Source organism: Streptomyces sp. NPDC046349 (assembly GCF_055587885.1).
Genome location: NZ_JBVJFK010000006.1, coordinates 398,942 through 418,126, shown reverse-complemented (window position 1 = coordinate 418,126; position 19,185 = coordinate 398,942). Strand labels below are relative to the sequence as shown.

Here is a 19,185-nt window from a genome sequence, read left to right as displayed (position 1 = left end):
GGAACACGCGGTCCGGCCCTTCTGCGCGGCGCACCGGCAAGCCTTCATGAGTGACGAGAACGCCGTGACCGTGCGCGAAGCCCGCGCCTGTCTTGCGGACCCCATCAATCGACAGGCCGGCAGCGATGCGGATCCTCGCCGCCCTGACCGCGCCGGGGCCTGGACGGCGAGCTCGTCATCCTCGCCGTCCGGGTGGGCGACCGCCGCGACATCTGCCGCAACATCTGGCTCCCAGGCCGAACGGCGGCGCTCCGGTCGACGGACCGGAGCACCGCCGTTCGGCGTTTCCGCTGGTCAGGACCGCTGCTTGTCCATCCGGACCTCTTCTGCGGTCTTCCAGGCAATGCCGTCGAGGATGTCGTGCTCGGAGACCACGACCTCACAGGCGCCGGTGCGCTCCATGACGGCCAGCAGGACGAGCGCGCCCGCGCCGATCACGTCGACCCGGCCCGGGTGCATCACGGGGATCGCCGCGCGCTCGTCGTGCGTGGCCGTCAGCATCCGCTCGGTGATCTCGCGGACCTGCTCGTAGGAGATCCGCGAGTGGTGGATCTCCGACGACCGGTACTCGGGCAGCCCCAGCGCGATCCCGGCGACGGTCGTCACCGAGCCCGCCAGGCCCACCAGCGTGCGCGCCTCGGTCAGCGGGACGGTCTGGGACGCCAGGTCCAGCGCGGCCTCGATGTCGGCCCGGACGGCCGCGATCTGCTTCTCGGACGGCGGGTCGGTGACGACACCGTCCACCACCAGGTGGCGCTCGGTCATCCGGACGCAGCCCACGTCCACGGAGCGGGCGGCCCGCACGTGGTCGTCGCCGACCACGAACTCGGTCGATCCGCCGCCGATGTCGACCACCAGGAACGGCCGCTCGAGGTGCTCGTGCGCGGTCAGCTCCCTGGTGGCGCCGGTGAAGGAGAACTCCGCCTCCTGGTCCCCGGAGATCACTTCGGGCTCGACGCCCAGGATCTCCACGACGCCGCGCACGAAGTCGTCGCGGTTCTCGGCGTCACGGGAGGCGGAGGTCGCCACGAAGCGCACCCGCTCCGCGCCCAACTCCTTGATGACCGCCGCGTACTCGCGGCAGGCGGCGAAGGTGCGCTCCAGCGCCTCCGGGGCCAGGCGCCCGGTCTTGTCCACGCCCTGTCCGAGGCGGACGATGACCATCCGCCGGTCCAGCTCGACCAGTTCTCCCGTGGCCGGGTCGCAGTCCGCCACGAGCAGCCGGATGGAGTTCGTACCGCAGTCGATGCCCGCGACCCGGGTCACTCGGACTCCTCTTCCTTCTTCTCCCCGCACGGCGTGACGCAGGCACCCTTGGCCCACCACTCGGGCAGCATCGCAAGGGCCTCGTCGCCGAACGGATTCACGCCGGGGCCGGCGGCCAGGGAGTGGCCGACGAGCACGTGCAGGCACTTGACCCGGTCCGGCATCCCGCCGGCGCTCGGGAAGCCCTGGAGCACCTCGATCGCATCGCGGCGGCGGATGTAGTCCTCGTGCGCGGCCTGGTAGGCGGCGGCGAGTTCCGGGTCGTCGGCGAGCCGCGCCTGCATCTCCTTCATCACACCGTTGGCCTCCAGGGTGCCGATGGCCGAGGCCGCGCGCGGGCACGTCAGGTAGTACAGCGTCGGGAAGGGGGTGCCGTCGGGGAGCCGCGGGGCGGTCTCCACCACGTCGGGCTGCCCGCAGGGGCAGCGGTGCGCGATGGCGCGCAGCCCGCGCGGCGGGCGGCCGAGCTGCTGCTCGAACGCCTCGATGTCCGCGTCGGTCGGCTCGGTGCGGTCGGTCTGGGGCGGGGGCGTCTGCATGCCTGGAGGAAGTCTCTTCGTTCTCGTGGATGGGTGCTGCGGTGCTGCGGTGCTAGTCGCCCGGGCGGTCGGCCTTGTCGACGCCGTCCCAGACGTTGGAGTACCAGGGGCGGTCGGAGCCGGCCTGGCCGGTCCGGTGCGGCTCCGGCGGGCGGGACCCGGGGTCGCTCATGATGTAGCCGACCTCCCCCGGACGCAGGAAGTGCAGGTGCTTGCGCGCCTGCTGCTCCGCGTAGGCGTCGTCCTGCCAGCGGGCCTTCTCGTCGCGGAGCCGCTCCAGGCGGTCCCGTGCGGCTGCGGCGGCCCGCTGCTGCTCCGCGATCTCCGAGCGCTGGGAGACGTACTGGCGCATCGGATACGCGAGGGCGACGACCAGGGTACAGAGCACGAGCACCAGGAGGGCGGCCCTGCCCGTGAGGCGGCTGCGGCGCACCTGCCGGCGCGACTGCGAGCGGTAGACGTGGGCCGCGGTCCGCTCACCGAGCTGTTTGAGCCGCGTCGCGGTGGAGAAGGTGGAGAACCGATCCCGGTTCCCGGCCATTGGTCCGCCTCCCCTTTTGTACGCACTACGCAATACGTCCCCGCACACGGTACGGGACCGAGTGCGGGGACGTACGGAGGCAGAGCGTGATTAGCCCTTGAAGCGCGGGAAGGCGCTGCGGCCCGCGTACACCGCGGCGTCGTCGAGGATCTCCTCGATGCGCAGCAGCTGGTTGTACTTGGCGACGCGGTCCGAGCGGGCCGGGGCGCCGGTCTTGATCTGACCGCAGTTCACGGCGACCGCGAGGTCGGCGATGGTGACGTCCTCGGTCTCGCCGGAGCGGTGCGACATCATGCACTTGAAGCCGTTGCGCTGGGCCATCTCGACGGCGTCGAGGGTCTCGGTCAGCGAACCGATCTGGTTCACCTTCACGAGCAGGGCGTTCGCGGAGCCCTCCTCGATGCCGCGGGCCAGGCGCTCGGGGTTGGTGACGAAGAGGTCGTCGCCGACGATCTGGACCTTGGCGCCCAGGCGGTCGGTGATGGTCTTCCAGCCGGCCCAGTCGTCCTCGAACAGCGGGTCCTCGATGGACACGAGCGGGTACGCCTCGACGAGCTCGGCGTAGTAGTCGGTCATCTCGGCGGCCGAGCGGGACTGGCCCTCGAACTCGTACTTGCCGTCCTTGTAGAACTCGGACGCGGCGACGTCGAGCGCGAGCGCGATGTCCTTGCCGGGGGTGTAGCCGGCCTGCTTGATGGCCTCGATGATGAGGTCGAGCGCGGCGCGGTTGGACTCCAGGTTCGGGGCGAAGCCGCCCTCGTCACCGAGACCGGTGGAGAGGCCCTTGGTGTGCAGGACCTTCTTGAGGGTGTGGTAGACCTCGGCGCCCCAGCGCAGTGCCTCGGAGAAGGACTCCGCGCCGATCGGGGCGATCATGAACTCCTGGATGTCCACGTTGGAGTCGGCGTGCGACCCACCGTTGAGGATGTTCATCATCGGAACGGGCAACAGGTGCGCGTTCGGGCCGCCGAGGTAGCGGAAGAGCGGGAGGTCCGAGGCCTCGGACGCGGCGTGGGCGACGGCGAGCGAGACGCCGAGGATGGCGTTGGCGCCGAGCGAGCCCTTGTTGTCGGTGGCGTCCAGGTCGAACATGGCCTGGTCGATCAGGCGCTGCTCGGTGGCGTCGTAGCCGACGAGCTCCGGGCCGATCTGCTCGATGACGGCGAGGACGGCCTTCTCGACACCCTTGCCCATGTAACGGTTGGGGTCACCGTCACGGAGCTCGATGGCCTCGAATGCACCGGTGGAGGCACCGGACGGAACGGCAGCACGGCCGGTGCTGCCGTCGTCGAGGCCCACCTCGACCTCGACCGTGGGGTTGCCTCGGGAGTCCAGGATTTCCCGGGCTACGACGACGTCGATGGACGGCACGAGCATCTCCTTCTGGGATGTGACGCTGGGTGTGCGGTGGCGTGTCAGGCCGTGGGATGGCCTTGCCGCCTAGAGCCTAACCGGCTTCGGGGGTTCGACCGGCCGACCGCCCGTCCCCTGGGACGAAAAAGGGACCGAATACCCCTCTTCCGGGACATACAGCCCTTGATTATCGGCCTCGAAGGGGATGCGCGAGCCCGCACGCACCGCCGCCCGGCGCGTGGGGGGAGGGGCGCCGGGCGGTGGGAAATCTGCGTGTTGCGTACGCTTTTGCGGCTACTGCCGCGTCGTTCAGCTGAGCTTCAGCTTCTGACCGGGGTAGATCAGGTCGGCGTCCGAGACGATGTCCTTGTTCAGCTCGAAGAGCTGCTGCCAGCCGCCCTTGACCCCGTTGGCCTCGGCGATGGTGCCCAGGGTGTCGCCGGGCTTGACCTCGTACGAGCCGTTGCCGGTCTTCGGCGCGGCCGGAGCCTCGGTGCGCTCGGAGCGGGTGGTCGGGACCTCGGTGCGCTTGGTGTCCTTCTTCGGCGCGGCCTTGGTCTCGGTCTTCTTGGTCTCGGTCTTCTTCGTCTCGGCCTTCGGCTTGGTGGAGGCCGGGGTCTCGGTGGAGCCGCCACCGGTGTAGGAGGAGTTCGACAGGCCCTTGCCACAGTGCGGCCAGGCGCCCTTGCCCTGCTTCTTGAGGACCTTCTCGGCCACGGCTATCTGCTGCGCCTTCGAGGCCTGGTTGGCCTGCGGGGCGTACGACTTGCCGCCGAACGAGGCCCACGTGGAGGACGAGAACTGCAGTCCGCCGTAGTAGCCGTTGCCCGTGTTGATGGACCAGTTGCCACCGGACTCGCACTGCGCGACCTTGTCCCACTCGGACGCGGTGGCGGCACTGGCGGCGCCCGCGGTCATCAGGGGGGCGGCGACGGCCACACCGGCGACACCGGCGAGCGTGACGATGCGAACGGCCTTGGAACCGCGACGGTGCTTGCCCTTGCCGGAAAGCAGCATGAGGTTTCTCCTCACCGACGCCTACGAGGTGAGCTGTCGGGTTCGGGCCTGTGAGTGCCCGGCGGTGCGACCTTGCGCCCCGCTTAACCCCAAGCCGCTTGCCGGCCGTCTCTCAACGGCGGCTCGCGGCACCTACCTTGGTTCCCCCGCTCCTGCCTTCGGCGCTCGACGCGACGACTGTTCCCCCCGTCCGCCGGCAGGATTCGGCGATGCGGTCGAAGGAGCCCGCGGTGGCGGGCGAATCAGAAGGTAGACATGTCTCTCCCCGATGCTCAACCAGGAGCATCGGGGAGAAACGGCCCCTACTTGCGCTCCCCGCAGGGGTGTTTGCGCAGGTGAGGACGGGGTTTGCGGAAGCCCCCGGGCGAGACACGCCAGTTGACCGGAAGAGACGCATGTCTCACTTACAGAAAACAGACAATCAGGTCTTTCCGGGCGAACCAACTGTCCTTATTAGGTGGTTAGATCCAGGTTCTGGCCGGGCTTGATCAGGTTGGCGTCTCCGCCGATGACCTGCTCATTGGCCGCGTAGAGCCCGCTCCAGCCGCCCTTCACGCCCTTGGCATCCGCGATGGTCGCCAGGCTGTCGCCCGCCTGCACCGTGTAGAGGGGGTCCGACGCGGCATCGGACGAGGCGCTCTCCTCGGGGGAGGGCGCACCGCGGTGCTTGCCGTTCCCCTCGCCGGGAGCGGCCTCCGGGGTCGCGGGGGCCGCCGGCGCCCCCGGGGTCGCCGGGGCGGTGGGGGAGGGACTCGGGGCGACCGGCGGGGTCGTGGGCGTCGACGGGTCCGTCGGCAGGGTCGGGGCCGTCGGGTCGGCGGGCGTCACCGGCGGGGTCGCCGGGTCGGTCGGGCCGACCGGGGTGGTCGGGGGCGTCGTCGGGGCGTCGGGCGCGGGCATGACGGGCAGCCCGACGGACGGCGCGTCGGGAATCAGGAAGGGGCTGCCCGAGGGGCTGGGGGTCTCCGCGGTCGGGAGTCCGAAGTCCGTGGCGGGCTTGCCGCCCGTGGTGGAGGGCACGGTGTCGTCGGGGCGGGACGGCGCGGGGCCCACCACGCCGGGGCTGCCGGGCAGACCGGGGTCGACGACGGCGGCCGGACCCTGCTGGTCCAGTCCGGCGGAGGCCGCGCACAGCGGCCAGGCCTGCGGACCCTGGGAGGCCAACACGCGCTCGGCCACGGCTATCTGCTGCGAGCGGCTCGCGAGGTCGGCCCGCTCGGCGAAGTCCAGACCACCGGCGTTCTGCCACTGCTCCTGGGTGAACTGGAGCCCGCCGTACGCGCCGCTGCCGAAGTTGGCGCTCCATGAGCCGCCGCTCTCGCACTCGGCCACCTTGTCCCAAGTGGCGGTGTCGGCAGCGGTCGCGCTGGTGGCTGCCAGCAGCGGCATGGCCAGCGCAGAGCCAGTGACACCGGCTGTGACGACCAGCGCGGGGACCTGGCGGGGGCGTCTGTGACGGCCGTTCCCGGAGAGCATGAGGGATCACCTTTCGCATAACAGCGGGGTAACGGCAGAACCTAGCGGCCTTCGAACGATTGTCACAAGTTCAAGCTGAATCTGACTTTTAATCAGAAGTCGCACAGGTGTTTTGAACCGTGAAGCGAACGGGAAGAGTGCGCAGCCCCCGCATGATCAACCCCCCACGCCAGCGCAGGTCTTGGGGTGGAACGGCCAGTTCCAGATCGGGCAGGCGTGTGAGCAGGGTCGCGAGGGCGGTCTGCCCCTCGAGGCGGGCGAGCGGCGCGCCCAGGCAGTAGTGGATGCCGTGTCCGTAGCCGAGGTGCTGGTTGTCACTCCTGGAGAGGTCGAGGGTGTCCGGGTCGGCGAACCGCTCGGGGTCCCGGTCGGCGGCCGCGAGGACGACCAGGACCGGGTCGCCGGTCTCGATGCGCTCGCCGCCGAGGGTCAGCGGCTCGGTGGCGAAGCGCCACGTCGCCAGCTCCACGGGGCCGTCGTAGCGCAGGAGTTCCTCGACACCGGTGGTCAGCAGCCCGCTCTCCCCGGCGCCCAGGGAGCGCTGCAGCCGCTCGCGCTGGACGGGGTTCATGAAGAGGGAGTGGACGCCGTTGCCGATGAGGTTGACGGTCGTCTCGAAGCCGGCGAAGAGCAGGATGAAGGCCATCGCGGTGGCCTCGCCCTCGGTCAGGTGGTCGCCGTGGTCGCTCGCCCGGATCAGGTCGGAGATCAGGTCGTCTCCCAGATCATCCCTTTTGCGGTGGATGAGTTCGCCGAGATAGGTCCGCATCTGCTTCACCGATCGGGCGACGCCGCCGCGCGGCCCGCCGCCGTGGCGGATCATCATCCCGGCCCAGTCGCGGAAGTCGTCCTGGTCCTCGCGCGGTACTCCGAGCATCTCGCAAATGGCGTAGATGGGGAGCGGGAAGGCGAACTCGTGGATGAGGTCCGCCTCCCCCCTCCCCGCGAACCGGTCGATGAGGTGATCGGTGAGCGCCTGCACCCGCGGGGTGAACTCCGCGACCCGGCGCGGGGTGAACGCCTTCGACACCAGGCGCCGCAGCCGGGTGTGGTCCGGCGGGTCGATGTTCAGCAGATGCGTCATCAGCTCCGCCTTGCGCTCCCCCGGGATCCCGGTCTTGCCCTTGGCGTGCGCGGGCTCCGCGTGGTGCGCCGGATTCTTGCTGAGCCGCTGGTCGGCGAGGGCCTGCCGGGCGTCCGCGTACCGGGTGACCAGCCAGGCGTCGACGCCGCTGGGGAGCTTGGTGCGGTGCACCGGCGCGTTCTCGCGCAGCCAGGCGTAGGCCGGGTAGGGGTCGGTCGCGAACTCCCACGTGAAGAGTTCGGGCGCCGCGCCGACGGAGGGAGTGGACGACTGATCGTGCATGTCCCCGACAGTAGCCGCCGCGCGCCGGCGGACCGGCGCGGGCCGCAACCCGCCAATTCGTCATCCCATATGACTGCTTCGTCGCGGCTGTCCGCAGATCGGACAACACTTGACCTCGCCCCGTCCGGCACTCCTACTGTCGGTCGGTGGATGTGAGGATCTTGAAAAGCAGTTTCGCGGTGGTGGAGAGACGGGCCGAGCACGCGGTCAAGTTCTTCTACTCCCACCTCTTCTGGCACAACCCCGGAGTCCGCGACCTCTTCCCGGTCTCCTCCGAGGACATGGAACGCCAGCGGGACCGGCTCTTCGCCGCACTCACCCACGTCGTCTCCCGTCTCGACGACGAGGCCCTCGGCCCCTACCTGCACGACCTGGGACGCGACCACCGCAAGTTCCTGGCCCGCCCCGAGCACTACGCGGTCGTCGGCTCCAGCCTGCTCGCCGCGCTCGCCGAGACCTCCGGCGACGCCTGGACCCCGCAGGTGGAGAAGGCCTGGACCGAGGCCTACCAGCTGATCGCCGACGCCATGCTCGCCGGCGCCGACGCGAGCGAGGACCCGCCGTGGTGGGACGCGGAGGTCGTGCGCCACCTGCAGTACGGGCGGGACATCGGCGTGCTGACCCTGCGGCCGCACGCCCCCTTCCCGTATCTCCCCGGCCAGTACACGAGCGTGAGCAGCGAACGCGTCCCCAGGACTTGGCGCACCTACTCCATCGGCAACGCCCCCCGCCCGGACGGGACCGTCGACCTGCACGTCAGCCGGGTCGACGGCGGGCGGCTGAGCACCGCCCTGGTCCGCGAGACGCAGCCCGGCGACGTCCTGAAACTCGGCGCCGCGGGCGGACAGCTGACCTTCCGCCGCTCGGACCGCCCGGTCAGCCTGATCGCCGCCGGCACCGGCTGGGCCCCGATCCGGGCCATGCTGGAGGAGCTCGCGGACCGGCCGCCCGATCAGGACGTACGGCTCTTCGTGGTGGCCCGGGACGGCGCGCACCTCTACGACCGCCCGCTCATCGACGCGTACGGCACCTCGTGCGGCTGGCTCGACGTCACCTACATCACGCCCGCACCCGGCCGGCACCGCAACGAGGCCACCGACCGGCTGGCGACGGCGCTGTGCAACCGGGGGCTGTGGCCCGACCAGGACGTCTACCTCAGCGGGCCGCCGCAGTTCATCGACGAGACCGCGCGGCTGCTCAAGGGGCTCGGCGCCCGCCCCGACCGGATCTTCCACGACTGCGTACCCGCCGCGGGCGCCGGCGACGGGCCGGGGGGCCGCCCGCTGGGCTTCGGCGAATGGTTCCTGAACCGCCCGGCACCGCACTGGCACAACCCCTCGGCCCGCGGCCCCACGGAGTACTGAACGGCCGGGAGGGGACTACCGCGCGGGTGCTCCCACGCCCTCGGCCGCCCGGATCGCGTCCCGGTAGACGCGGGCCGCCGCGCGCAGCGCGGTCTCGGGGTCGACGCCCTCCGCCTCGGCGCGCGCCGCCAGCGCCAGCAGTTCGTAGCCGACGCCCTCGCCGCGGGGCAGCTCCACGGCGACACCGCCGGTACGGGCCCGGCCCGCGAGCTTGGCCGCAAGTGCCAGGCCCGGCTGGCCCACCGGGATCCCGTCGGTGACCGACTCCCGCCGCTTCTCGACCGCCTTGGTGCGCTGCCAGTGCGCGTGGACGTCCTCCGGGGTCTCGGCCTGAGCGTCCCCGAAGACGTGCGGGTGGCGGTGGATCAGCTTCTGCACGAGGGCTCCGGCCACGTCGTCGATGGAGAAGGCGCCGAGGGCCTCCTCGTCGCCGTCCTCGCCGTCCTCGCCGTCCTCGCCGGCCCCGGCGTCGTCCGGCACGCCCTCCTCGGCGATCCGGGCGTGGAAGACGACCTGGAGCAGGACGTCCCCGAGTTCCTCGCGCAGTTCCTCCCGGTCCCCGGCCTCGATCGCCTCGACGAGTTCGTACGCCTCCTCGATCGCGTACTTGGCGAGGCCCCGGTGGGTCTGGCGGGAGGTCCACGGGCATTCGCGGCGGACCCGGTCCATCACCTGCACCAGGTCCAGCAGGCGCGCGCCCGGCAGGTCGTACGAGCCGGGAAGGAGCTCCAGGTCGGGCATGGAGACCCGGCCCGAGCCGGCCAGGCGGGCCAGGCCGTCGGTGAGCCGCTGGTCGCCCTCGCCGCTCGGGAGCACCACGACCGTGCGGCCGCCCGCACAGGCCGCCACCAGCTCGTGCGCGTCCGGAGCCGCGTGCTCGACCTCGACGCCCGCCTCCCGCAGGTACGGCAGCTGCGGGTGGCCGGCATCGGCGCACAGCACCCGGTCCGCGGCGTGCAGGGTCTGCCACGCCGGCCAGGACAGCACCCCGGGGGCGACCCGGTGGCTGGTGGTCAGCAGGACGATACGGCCGGCGGGCTCGGCGGCGGCGGTGGACTGGGTGTGGTCGGTCACCCTCCGAACCTACCTCCGCCGGGGGGCGTCAGGCTCCGGCGGGTTCCTGCTCGGGCCGGGTCCGCTGGGTGATCCACGCGGTGTCCACCGGTCCGAGGCCGACCTGCTTGGCGTCCCAGGCCCCGTAGCGCGGGTTCACCTCGATGTCGAGGGCCTCCGCCGCCTTGGTGAGCGGCTCGATGATCCGCTCCTCGCCGAAGCGCTCGCTCAGCTTGTCGAGCAGCAGCCGGAAGCGAAGGTCCTCGTCGATCTGCCCGGGCGCCAGCGGGACGCGGGCCTGGAGGGCCAGCTGCTCCAGCGCCGCCGCGCCCTTGTCGCCCTCCTGGGCCCTGCGGGCGTCCTCGATCTCCTTGGTCGTGACCGAGATGCCCGCGTCCTTCGCCGCCCGCTCCAGCACCCGCAGCTGGATCATCTTGCCGAGCTTGATCCGTTCCAGCTGGGGGGTGTTCGCGATGAGGGTCGCGGCCTGCTCGGACCGGTTCTGTGCGGTGCGGACATCGTGCACCTGGGCCTGGAGCGCGGAGGTGGTGATCCGTTCACCGCCGACGACGGCCGCGGTGCCGGGCCGGGTCTCGCCCGAGCAGGCGGACAGCAGGGGCGCCGCCACGAGCAGGGCGGCGGAGACGGAGAGCGCAGTGCGACGGTGCAAAGGAGCCTCCAGGGCCGGGAGATTGTGCGTCAATGCACAAGGGCCGTGCGGTGATCGATGGTATGCAGTAAGGGTGGCCCGGGCCACCGCTTCGACCAACGATTCGCGGGGTGTCCGGGGTACGTGTCTGTTCGTGTCGCAGCCACTCCGCGGCCATCCCCGCTTCCCCCGGTGCTGCCAGGGTCGGCCCACCATGTCGACACCGCTCCGCTCGCCGCGCCGCCGCAGTCTGTCCGGTTCGGCGCTCGCCGCCCTGCTCACGGCGGTGGCCGTGTGCGCCGGGGACGCCGCAGCCCGCGTCTTCCCGTACGGATCGCGCCACCGCAGCGTCAACGACCTCGGCAATCAGTTCGTACCCTTCCACGCGCACCTGTGGGACCTCCTCCACGGCCGCGCCCACGGCGGACTGCTGTTCAACTGGCAGTCCGGCTACGGCACGAGCTTCCTGCCCGACCTCGGCACCTACCTGACCGGCCCGCTCTCCGTCCTCGTCGCCGTCTTCCCGCGCGCCGACATCGACCTGGCCGTGTACGTCGTCACCGTCCTCAGGACGGCGGCCGCCGCCGCGGCCATGGCCTGGCTGCTGCGCACCCTGCACCGGGGGCCGTGGTGGGCGGCCGGACTGCTCGGCGCCTCGTACGCCCTGTGCGGCTGGTCGGTGATCGAGGCCTCCTACAACCCGATGTGGCTGGACGGGCTGATCGCCTTCCCCCTGCTGTGCCTGACCGGTGAATGGGCCCTGCGCGGGCGGCGGCTGCTGCTCGCCCCGCCGGTCGTCGCCGTCTGCTGGACGGCGAACTTCTACACCGCCTACATGGCGACGCTCGGCGCCGCGCTGGTGCTGCTGCTACGGGTGGTGCTGACCCGGGAGGGCGTGCGGACCCGGACCGCGGTGGTCGCGCGGGCGGCCGGGACCACCGTGGCGGGCATCGCGCTGGTGGCGCCGGTCCTCCTCCCGCTGTTCCTCAGCTCCGGCCGGGCCTATCCGGGCTGGGTCAAGGAGTTCCGGCCGGTGTCCTGGGCGGACCTCTTCGCACGGCTGCTGCCCGGCACGTACTCCTTCTCCTCCCCCGCCGTCTTCGTCGCCGCCGGCACCCTGCTGCTGGTCGCCGCGCTGCCCTTCCACCGACCGGTACCGCTGCGCGACCGGCTGTGGTGGACGGCGCTGACGGCGGCCGTCGCGCTCTCCCTGCAGTGGGCGCCGACCCATCTGGCCTGGCACCTGTTCGCCACCCCCAACGGCAGCCCGTACCGGCAGACTTTCGTCCTGGCCGGGATCGCCGTCATCGCCGCCTGGACCGCGCTGGAGGTCGGCCCGCCGCGGCCGTCGGCGCTGGCCGCGGGTGCGGGCCTCCTGGCGGCCGCCGCCCTGTGGGCGCGCGGCAGCACCCTGACCACGACCTGGGGCTACGGCCTGTTCGCGGGCGGCCTGGCGCTGGCGGGCGCGGCCTGGTGGGCGCTGCGCCACCGGCGCCTGGCACTCCCGGCGGCCGCCCTGCTGGCCCTGGTCCTCCTCACGCAGGCGGCCGCGACCACCGCCTTCGGCCACAAGGGCAAACTGGGCGGCCTCGACGACTACCCGCCCTGGGGTGAGGACCACACCGCGCGCGCCCGCGCCCTGGCGGCCGCCGACGGCTGGCCGGCGTACCGCACCGACCCCAGCCGGCCCGCCCTGTCGGGCAACGACCCGCTGCTGCTGGGCGGAGAGGGCGGCTCCTACTACAGCAGCCACACCCCCGAGGTGTTCACGCGGACGATGGTCGCGCTCGGCGCCGGCTGGACCTCCCGCGGCCGCAACGTACAGAGCATCGACAACCCGGTCACCGACGCCGTCTTCGCGGTCGGCGCCCGCCTCCAGCCGGACGGTACGGTGCTGCGCGCCGAGGTGCCACCGCTGGTGACGACCCGCCCGCCCGGAGCACCCCTCTCCTACGGCGACTCCCCCTTCGCCAACCAGGAACTGCTGCTGGGCGCCCGCGTGTACGAGGACCCGCTCGCGCCCGGGGTCTGCCGCGCGGGAACCGAGGCCCACCTGTGGGCTCCGGAGTACAACGCGACGGCCCGCCTCGCCGACGGCCCCGCCTTCCGGCTGAACGGCAACGCCCCCCGCAACCGGGCGGCCCTCCAGCCCATGGGCGTCTCCCGCGGCGCCTCCTCGGCGCTGGTCTTCGACGCGGCACCGCCGCCGCGCTGGACCCTGTCCTGCCTGGACCGCCCCCGCCTCGACGCGGCGGTGGCCGCCCTGCGCGCCACGGCCGCGACCTCGGTCCGGGTCGGCTCCTCCGGCGTCCGGGCCGACCTGCCCCCGGGCAGCACGGGCACGGCGGTCCTCTCCGTCCCCGCGATCGCCGGCTGGACCTGCAACGACCGCCCCGCATCGGCCCACCTGGGGCTGGTCGCGGTCCCCCTCGACCCCGGCACCACGCGGGTCGCCTGCTCCTTCCGCCCGCCCGGGCTGCTCCCCGGACTGTCGGTCGCTGCGGCGGCCGTGGCGCTCCTCCCGGTCACCGCCCTGCGCACCCGCCGCGGCGGCGGCCGGCCGGCGTGACGGGGCTGTTCCCGCGACGGGCCGGACGTCAGCGGACCTGGCTGAGCCACTGCAGGGTGCGGCGTATCTCCGACGGGAAGGGGTGGGCCGGCCCATGCAGGCGCTCCGCGTCGAACAGCAGCCGGGCCAGGGCGTCGTGGGCCGCCGGACGGTCGCCGAGGGAGAGCAGCAGGTGCGCGATCCGGCGGCGGATCTCCAGCGGCAGGGCCTGGTCCGGGTTGGCATAGCGGTTCTCGAAATACGGGAGCAGCGAGCGGTACTCGGCCAGGGCGGCGGCCGGCTCGCCGAGCTGCTCCAGGCACTGCGCCGCGTCGTAGCGGAACCGCAGCGACTGCGGGTCGCCCGGCGGGAACTCCTCCGCGAGACGGCGCAGTTCGGGCAGGGCGCGGCGGTACTGCCCGTCGTCCATCAGCGTGGCCGCGTACTGCTTGCGCAGGGAGCGGACCACCGGGGAGTGCTCGCCGTGCTCGGCGGCCGCCGCCGGGAGGATGCCGCCGAGGATGTCCACGGCCTGCGTGAGCCGCCCCTGGTCCAGGAGGGTGCGGGCCTGGTCCACCGCGCCCGGGATGTCGGGTTTCTGTGGAACCGGCGCGGGGGTCCGCGTGGGGGTCGGCGCGGACGCGGACGGCACGGGGGTCCCCGTCGGCGTGGACGTCGGCGGTGCGGTCGGCCGCGGCGGGATCGCCGCGGCCCGGTCCGGCCAGGGCGCCTGCGGCCGTACGAAGGGCCGGGTCGGGTCGAGGGGGCCGGACGCGCCGCGGCCGCCCCGGGCCGGCAGCAGCGGGGCGAGCGCCTCGTAGACCTCCTGCGCCGACGACGGCCGGTCCTGCGGGTCCTTGGCGAGCAGGCGCATCAGGAGCGCCTCCAGCTCCTGCGGGACCTCCGGGCGCTGCGAACGGACCGGGACCGGGGCCTCGTACAGGTGGCGGTGGAGCACTCCCAGGGCGGTGGACCCGGCGAAGGGGACGTTGCCGCTGAGGAGTTCGTAGAGGAGCACACCGAGCGCGTACAGGTCGGTGTACGGACCCACCGCGCCGCTCATCGCCTGCTCGGGCGCCATGTACGCGGGACTGCCGATCGGCGTGCCGGTGCTGGTGAGGCGGGTGGTGTCGGTGTCCATGACCGAGGCCACGCCGAGGTCGAGGACCAGGACGGTGCCGTCCGGGCGCACCATCACGTTGCGGGGCTTCAGGTCGCGGTGGACGATCGGCACCGCGTGCACGGCCGACAGGACCGAGCACAGCTGCGCGACGACCGCGACCGCCCACTGCCACGGGTAGGGGCCGTGGGCGGCGAGGTGGTCGGCGAGGTCGGAGCCCTCGACATAGCCCATGACGAGGAACAGCTCGTCGCCGTCGCTGCCCGCGTCGTGGACGGTCACCAGCCCCGGGTGGTCCACCTGCGCCGTGACCCGGCACTCGCGCACGAAGCGGCGGCGCAGCTCCTCGGCGACCGTGCCGGGGCCGGCGACCTTGTCGGGGCGCAGCAGCTTGACGGCGACCCGCCGGTCCAGGCGCCGGTCGTAGGCCGTCCAGACCTGGCCCATGCCGCCCTGTCCCAGAATGCTCGCCAGCTGGTACCGGTCCCCGATGAGGCGGTCGGTCACTGCTGCGGATCCCGGAAGGCGGTCTGGTTCGGGTCCTGGTGGTGGCCGCCGGGCGGCGGGGTCTGCTTGCGCAGCAGCTCACTGAGCTCGTCGAGTTCGGCGCGGACCTGCCCGATGCGCGGGGGCGGGGTCGGCTGCGGCGGCACCTGCGGGACGGCCGGCGTCTGGCCCGAGATCACGGTGGGGGCCTGGGCGTGCGGGTAGCCGTAGGAGGGCGAGGTCTGCTGCGGGTGGTTGTAGGGCGCGGGCTGTCCCGGGTACCAGGGCGCGGGCGCCGCAGAGCGCAGGGCCTCGTGGTGCTTGATGTCGGCGACGAGGAAGTACACGCAGACCGCGAAGCCCGTGAGGATCGAGCCACCGGCGCCGAGGTTGCCCTGCCAGCCGTTGACGTCGGGGGTGGGGTCGATCTGGATCAGCGTCATCCAGACGACGGCGAGCACACCGCTGAGCACCAGCAGCGCCCAGTCCCGGGACCTGCGGGTGACCAGCGCGAGCCGCAGCATCGCACCCCAGGCCAGGAAGCCGCAGCTCAGGATGGGCAGCAGCATGAACACCACGCGCAGTGTCACCACGCCGCCCGAGGTGGACTGGGGGGCGTGCTGCGGCGGAAGGCCGGGGCCGTGCATCGCTGCTCCTGACGGGCCGTGCGGAAGAGGTTTCGCGTCTGAGGGTATACAGCGTTCCCGGCCATCAGTGAGGGGATGCACGCAACCGTTGCAGGGTCGCAGCACGGCCCCGCCGTGGGGGGGCCGCGGCCGGGGAGCCCCCGCTCCCCCGCCGCGGCCGCCGGCTCCTACGAGCCGAGGATGGTGGTGAGGAACTCGCCCGTCCAGGCCAGCAGTTCCCGGCCGACCACCGGCTTGCCGCCGATCCTGCCCGCCTTGGGGCGGGGGACGAGCACCTGCGAGGTGGCGGGCTTGAGCACCGACCCCGGGTAGAGGCGCTTCAGGCGCAGCTCCTGCGACTCGCGCAACTCGACGGGGCCGAAGCGGACGTTGTTGCCCTGGAGGGTGATGTCGCCGACCCCGCAGGCCCGCGCCAGCATCCGCAGCCCGGCCACCAGCAGGAGGTTCTCCACCGGCTCCGGGAGCTTGCCGTAGCGGTCGGTGAGTTCCTCGCGCACGGCCTTGATGTCCGCCTCGGAGGCGGCCGACGCGATGGACCGGTACGCCTGGAGGCGCAGCCGCTCGCCCGGCGCGTAGTCGTGCGGAACGTGCGCGTCGACCGGCAGCTCGATCTTGACCTCCAGCGGCGGCTCCTCCTGCACTCCGCCGTTCTCCACCGCGGCCCGGTAGTCGGCCACCGCCTCGCCCACCATGCGGATGTAGAGGTCGAAGCCGACGCCCGCGATGTGACCGGACTGCTCGCCGCCGAGCAGGTTGCCCGCGCCGCGGATCTCCAGGTCCTTCATCGCCACGTACATGCCGGCGCCCATCTCGGTGTGCTGGGCGATCGTCGCGAGCCGCTCGTGCGCGGTCTCCGTCAGCGGCTTCTCCGGCGGGTACAGGAAGTAGGCGTACCCGCGCTCGCGGCCGCGGCCGACCCGGCCGCGCAGCTGGTGCAGCTGTGAGAGGCCGAAGTTGTCTCCGCGCTCCACGATGAGGGTGTTGGCGTTGGAGATGTCGATGCCCGACTCGACGATGGTCGTGGAGACGAGGACGTCGAACTTCTTCTCCCAGAAGTCGACGACGACCTGCTCCAGCGCCTGCTCCGACATCTGGCCGTGCGCCGTCGCGATCCGCGCCTCGGGCACGATCTCGCGCAGCTTGGCCGCCGCCCGGTCGATGGACTCGACCCGGTTGTGGATGTAGAAGCACTGGCCCTCGCGCAGCAGTTCACGGCGGATGGCCGCACCGATCTGCTTCTCCTCGTACGGGCCGACGAAGGTGAGCACCGGGTGGCGCTCCTCCGGCGGGGTGGTGATCGTCGACATCTCGCGGATGCCGGTCACCGCCATCTCCAGGGTGCGCGGGATCGGCGTCGCGGACATCGTCAGCACGTCGACGTTGGCGCGGAGCTTCTTCAGCTGCTCCTTGTGCTCGACGCCGAAGCGCTGCTCCTCGTCGACGATGACCAGGCCCAGGTCCTTGAACCTCGTCTCCTGCGAGAACAGCCGGTGGGTGCCGATGACCACGTCCACCGAGCCCTCCCGCAGGCCCTCCAGCGTGGCCTTCGACTCGGTCTCGCTCTGGAAGCGGGACAGTGCCTTCACGTTGACCGGGAACTGGCTGTAGCGCTCGGAGAAGGTCCCGAAGTGCTGCTGCACGAGGAGGGTGGTGGGCACGAGGACGGCGACCTGCTTGCCGTCCTGGACGGCCTTGAAGGCCGCCCGGACCGCGATCTCGGTCTTGCCGTAGCCGACGTCGCCGCAGATCAGCCGGTCCATGGGGACCGACTTCTCCATGTCCTCCTTGACCTCGGCGATCGTGGTGAGCTGGTCGGGGGTCTCCGCGTACGGGAAGGCGTCCTCCAGCTCGCGCTGCCAGGGTGTGTCGGGGCCGAAGGTGTGCCCGGGGGCGGCCATGCGCGCGCTGTAGAGCTTGATGAGGTCGCCGGCGATCTCCTTGACGGCCTTCTTCGCGCGCGCCTTCGTCTTGGTCCAGTCGGCGCCGCCGAGCCGGTGCAGCGTCGGGGACTCGCCGCCGACGTACTTGGTGACCTGCTCCAGCTGGTCGGTGGGGATGTAGAGGCGGTCGCCGGGCTGACCGCGCTTGGCCGGCGCGTACTCCACCAGCAGGTATTCGCGGGTGGCGCCCTGCACGGTGCGCTGGACCATCTCGACGTAGCGGCCCACTCCGTGCTGCTCGTGGACGATGTAGTCGCCGGCCTCCAGGGTCAGCGGGTCGATCGTCTTGCGGCGGCGGGTCGGCATCCGGCCGAGGTCCTTCGTCGCGGTCCGCTGCCCGGTCAGGTCGGTCTCGGTGAGCACGGCCAGGCGCAGCACCGGGTCGACGAAGCCGTTGTCGAGCGATGCGCAGGAGACGTGGACCAGGCTCGGCTCGAGCCGGCCCAGGTCCGGCTCCAGCCGGGCGGCGATCCCCTCGCCGGCGAGGACCTCGACGGTGCGGGCGGCCGGGCCGTGGCCCTCGGTCAGGTACACGGTGTGCCAGCCGTCGGCGATCCAGCCCTTGGTGTCGGCCAGCGCACGGGCGGTGTCGCCGCGGTAGGCCTCCGGGGCGTGCATGCCCAGCTTGAGCGTGTCGGCCGCCAGGTCGGTGTCGTCGGCGGCGAACGGGGAGATCGACCACCACATCATGCCCAGCTCCCGGGCCCGGTCGCGGACGTCCGCGATACCGCGCAGCGAGGCCGCGCCGACGTCGATGGGGGCGTCCCCGCCGCCCGCGGTGGCCGCCCAGGACGCCATCAGGAACTCCTGGCTGGTCGCGACGAGGTCGGCGGCCCGGGTCCGTACCCGCTCCGGGTCGCAGACCACGGCCATCGCCCCGGCGGGCAGCACGTCGATCAGCAGCTCCATGTCGTCGACCAGGACCGGGGCGAGGGACTCCATGCCCTCCACGGCGATCCCCTCGGCGATCTTGCCCAGCAGCTCGCCGAGCTCGGGGTGCGCCTCGGCCAGGGCCAGGGCCCGCTCCCGCACCGTGTCCGTCAGCAGCAGCTCACGGCAGGGCGGCGCCCACAGGCCGTGCTCGGCGATCTCCAGGGACCGCTGGTCGGCGACCTTGAAGTAGCGGATCTCCTCGACCTCGTCGCCCCAGAACTCCACCCGCAGCGGGTGCTCCTCGGTGGGCGGGAAGACGTCCAGGATGCCGCCGCGCACGGCGAACTCGCCGCGCTTCTCCACCAGCTCGACGCGTGCGTAGGCGGCCGCCGCCAGCGCCTCGGTGACCTCGCCCAGGTCGGCGGTCCCGCCCTGCCGCAGGCTCACCGGAACGAGCTCGCCCAGGCCCTTGACCTGCGGCTGGAGCACGGACCGGATGGGCGCGACGATCACGCTGACGGGACCCGCGGCCGGGTCGTCCTTGCTGGGGTGCACCAGTCGGCGCAGTACGGCCAGCCGGCGGCCCATGGTGTCGCTGCGCGGGCTGAGCCGCTCGTGCGGCAGCGTCTCCCAGGACGGGTAGTCGGCCACCTCGTCGGGCGGCAGCAGGGAGCGCAGCGCGGCAGCCAGGTCCTCGGCCTCGCGCCCGGTTGCGGTGACCGCCAGCACGGTCCGCTCGGTCCGCCGCGCCAGCGCGGCGATCGCGAAGGGGCGCGCGGCGGCCGGTCCGACGAGGTCCAGGTGCATGCGGTTGCCGTCACCGGCCGCGGTGACCGCCTCGGTGAGGGCGGCGTCCCGGGTGACGGCGTCGAGCAGTCCGTGCAGGCTCATGAGGAGGCTTTCCGTCCGGTGAAGGGGCAACGCGAAGGACCCGACACGTCGTACGG

At 72.4% G+C, this 19,185-nt stretch carries 14 protein-coding genes and 1 riboswitch; of the genes, 2 read left to right on the top strand and 12 right to left on the bottom strand.

Going from position 1 to position 19,185, the window contains the following annotated elements:
- Nucleotides 1–294 precede the first annotated feature (294 nt).
- The 7 genes from ACZ6JS_RS17195 to ACZ6JS_RS17165 all read right to left on the bottom strand — a co-directional run bounded on the left by ACZ6JS_RS17195 (nucleotide 295) and on the right by ACZ6JS_RS17165 (nucleotide 7,558).
- Nucleotides 295–1,266, bottom strand: a complete 972-nt coding sequence (locus tag ACZ6JS_RS17195) for a Ppx/GppA phosphatase family protein (RefSeq protein WP_469298684.1) — start codon at nucleotides 1,264–1,266, stop codon at nucleotides 295–297.
- Entirely contained in the window at nucleotides 1,263–1,805 is a 543-nt protein-coding gene (locus tag ACZ6JS_RS17190; RefSeq protein WP_469298682.1) for a DUF501 domain-containing protein, read from the bottom strand. The genes ACZ6JS_RS17195 and ACZ6JS_RS17190 overlap by 4 nt, the downstream gene beginning before the upstream one ends.
- A gap of 52 nt (nucleotides 1,806–1,857) precedes the next feature.
- Nucleotides 1,858–2,346 (bottom strand): FtsB family cell division protein, encoded by a 489-nt coding sequence (locus ACZ6JS_RS17185; RefSeq protein ID WP_350994213.1) that lies wholly within the window; start codon nucleotides 2,344–2,346, stop codon nucleotides 1,858–1,860.
- A gap of 90 nt (nucleotides 2,347–2,436) precedes the next feature.
- The gene (eno, locus tag ACZ6JS_RS17180) at nucleotides 2,437–3,723 is read right to left on the bottom strand and encodes a phosphopyruvate hydratase (RefSeq protein ID WP_030028493.1); all 1,287 of its coding nucleotides are present in this window, start codon (nucleotides 3,721–3,723) and stop codon (nucleotides 2,437–2,439) included.
- Nucleotides 3,724–4,008: 285 nt separating this feature from the next.
- On the bottom strand, nucleotides 4,009–4,716 hold the full coding sequence (locus ACZ6JS_RS17175) for a transglycosylase family protein (RefSeq protein ID WP_469298680.1): 708 nt from the start codon (nucleotides 4,714–4,716) through the stop codon (nucleotides 4,009–4,011).
- Nucleotides 4,717–4,719: 3 nt separating this feature from the next.
- Nucleotides 4,720–4,890, bottom strand: a riboswitch (cyclic di-AMP (ydaO/yuaA leader).
- 279 nt (nucleotides 4,891–5,169) lie between these two features.
- Complete coding sequence (locus ACZ6JS_RS17170) at nucleotides 5,170–6,192, bottom strand: LysM peptidoglycan-binding domain-containing protein (RefSeq protein WP_469298678.1); 1,023 nt, start codon at nucleotides 6,190–6,192, stop codon at nucleotides 5,170–5,172.
- An 88-nt stretch (nucleotides 6,193–6,280) separates the two neighbouring features.
- Nucleotides 6,281–7,558 (bottom strand): cytochrome P450 family protein, encoded by a 1,278-nt coding sequence (locus tag ACZ6JS_RS17165; RefSeq protein WP_469298677.1) that lies wholly within the window; start codon nucleotides 7,556–7,558, stop codon nucleotides 6,281–6,283.
- 179 nt (nucleotides 7,559–7,737) lie between these two features.
- Between ACZ6JS_RS17165 and ACZ6JS_RS17160 the strand changes: the two genes are divergently transcribed.
- Nucleotides 7,738–8,922, top strand: a complete 1,185-nt coding sequence (locus ACZ6JS_RS17160) for a globin domain-containing protein (RefSeq protein ID WP_469298675.1) — start codon at nucleotides 7,738–7,740, stop codon at nucleotides 8,920–8,922.
- 15 nt (nucleotides 8,923–8,937) lie between these two features.
- Here the strand turns inward: ACZ6JS_RS17160 and ACZ6JS_RS17155 are convergent, their stop codons facing one another.
- Together ACZ6JS_RS17155 and ACZ6JS_RS17150 are read right to left on the bottom strand one after the other, a co-directional pair.
- Nucleotides 8,938–9,996: a nucleoside triphosphate pyrophosphohydrolase gene (locus ACZ6JS_RS17155; protein ID WP_469298673.1), complete on the bottom strand. Its 1,059-nt coding sequence runs from the start codon at nucleotides 9,994–9,996 to the stop codon at nucleotides 8,938–8,940.
- A 28-nt stretch (nucleotides 9,997–10,024) separates the two neighbouring features.
- Nucleotides 10,025–10,645, bottom strand: a complete 621-nt coding sequence (locus ACZ6JS_RS17150) for a SurA N-terminal domain-containing protein (RefSeq protein ID WP_469298671.1) — start codon at nucleotides 10,643–10,645, stop codon at nucleotides 10,025–10,027.
- Between the two features lie 193 nt (nucleotides 10,646–10,838).
- On the opposite strand from ACZ6JS_RS17150, the gene ACZ6JS_RS17145 reads away from it, so the two are divergent.
- Entirely contained in the window at nucleotides 10,839–13,193 is a 2,355-nt protein-coding gene (locus ACZ6JS_RS17145) for a YfhO family protein (protein ID WP_469298670.1), read from the top strand.
- Nucleotides 13,194–13,221: 28 nt separating this feature from the next.
- Here ACZ6JS_RS17145 and ACZ6JS_RS17140 read toward each other — a convergent pair whose 3' ends face one another.
- From ACZ6JS_RS17140 to mfd, 3 genes are all read right to left on the bottom strand, one after another.
- Nucleotides 13,222–14,799, bottom strand: a complete 1,578-nt coding sequence (locus tag ACZ6JS_RS17140) for a protein kinase domain-containing protein (protein WP_469298668.1) — start codon at nucleotides 14,797–14,799, stop codon at nucleotides 13,222–13,224.
- The gene (locus tag ACZ6JS_RS17135) at nucleotides 14,796–15,425 is read right to left on the bottom strand and encodes a hypothetical protein (RefSeq protein WP_076044654.1); all 630 of its coding nucleotides are present in this window, start codon (nucleotides 15,423–15,425) and stop codon (nucleotides 14,796–14,798) included. The genes ACZ6JS_RS17140 and ACZ6JS_RS17135 overlap by 4 nt, the downstream gene beginning before the upstream one ends.
- 167 nt (nucleotides 15,426–15,592) lie before the next feature.
- Nucleotides 15,593–19,129 (bottom strand): transcription-repair coupling factor, encoded by a 3,537-nt coding sequence (mfd, locus tag ACZ6JS_RS17130; RefSeq protein ID WP_469298666.1) that lies wholly within the window; start codon nucleotides 19,127–19,129, stop codon nucleotides 15,593–15,595.
- Between the last annotated feature and the right edge of the window lie 56 nt (nucleotides 19,130–19,185).

Coding starts and splice junctions, on each gene's coding strand:
- eno (WP_030028493.1), bottom strand. CDS start 3,723: ATGCTCGTGCCGTCCATCGACGTCGTCGTAGCCCGGGAAATCCTGGAC.
- ACZ6JS_RS17190 (WP_469298682.1), bottom strand. CDS start 1,805: ATGCAGACGCCCCCGCCCCAGACCGACCGCACCGAGCCGACCGACGCG.
- ACZ6JS_RS17175 (WP_469298680.1), bottom strand. CDS start 4,716: ATGCTGCTTTCCGGCAAGGGCAAGCACCGTCGCGGTTCCAAGGCCGTT.
- ACZ6JS_RS17165 (WP_469298677.1), bottom strand. CDS start 7,558: ATGCACGATCAGTCGTCCACTCCCTCCGTCGGCGCGGCGCCCGAACTC.
- ACZ6JS_RS17170 (WP_469298678.1), bottom strand. CDS start 6,192: ATGCTCTCCGGGAACGGCCGTCACAGACGCCCCCGCCAGGTCCCCGCG.
- ACZ6JS_RS17135 (WP_076044654.1), bottom strand. CDS start 15,425: ATGCACGGCCCCGGCCTTCCGCCGCAGCACGCCCCCCAGTCCACCTCG.
- ACZ6JS_RS17145 (WP_469298670.1), top strand. CDS start 10,839: ATGTCGACACCGCTCCGCTCGCCGCGCCGCCGCAGTCTGTCCGGTTCG.
- ACZ6JS_RS17185 (WP_350994213.1), bottom strand. CDS start 2,346: ATGGCCGGGAACCGGGATCGGTTCTCCACCTTCTCCACCGCGACGCGG.
- mfd (WP_469298666.1), bottom strand. CDS start 19,129: ATGAGCCTGCACGGACTGCTCGACGCCGTCACCCGGGACGCCGCCCTC.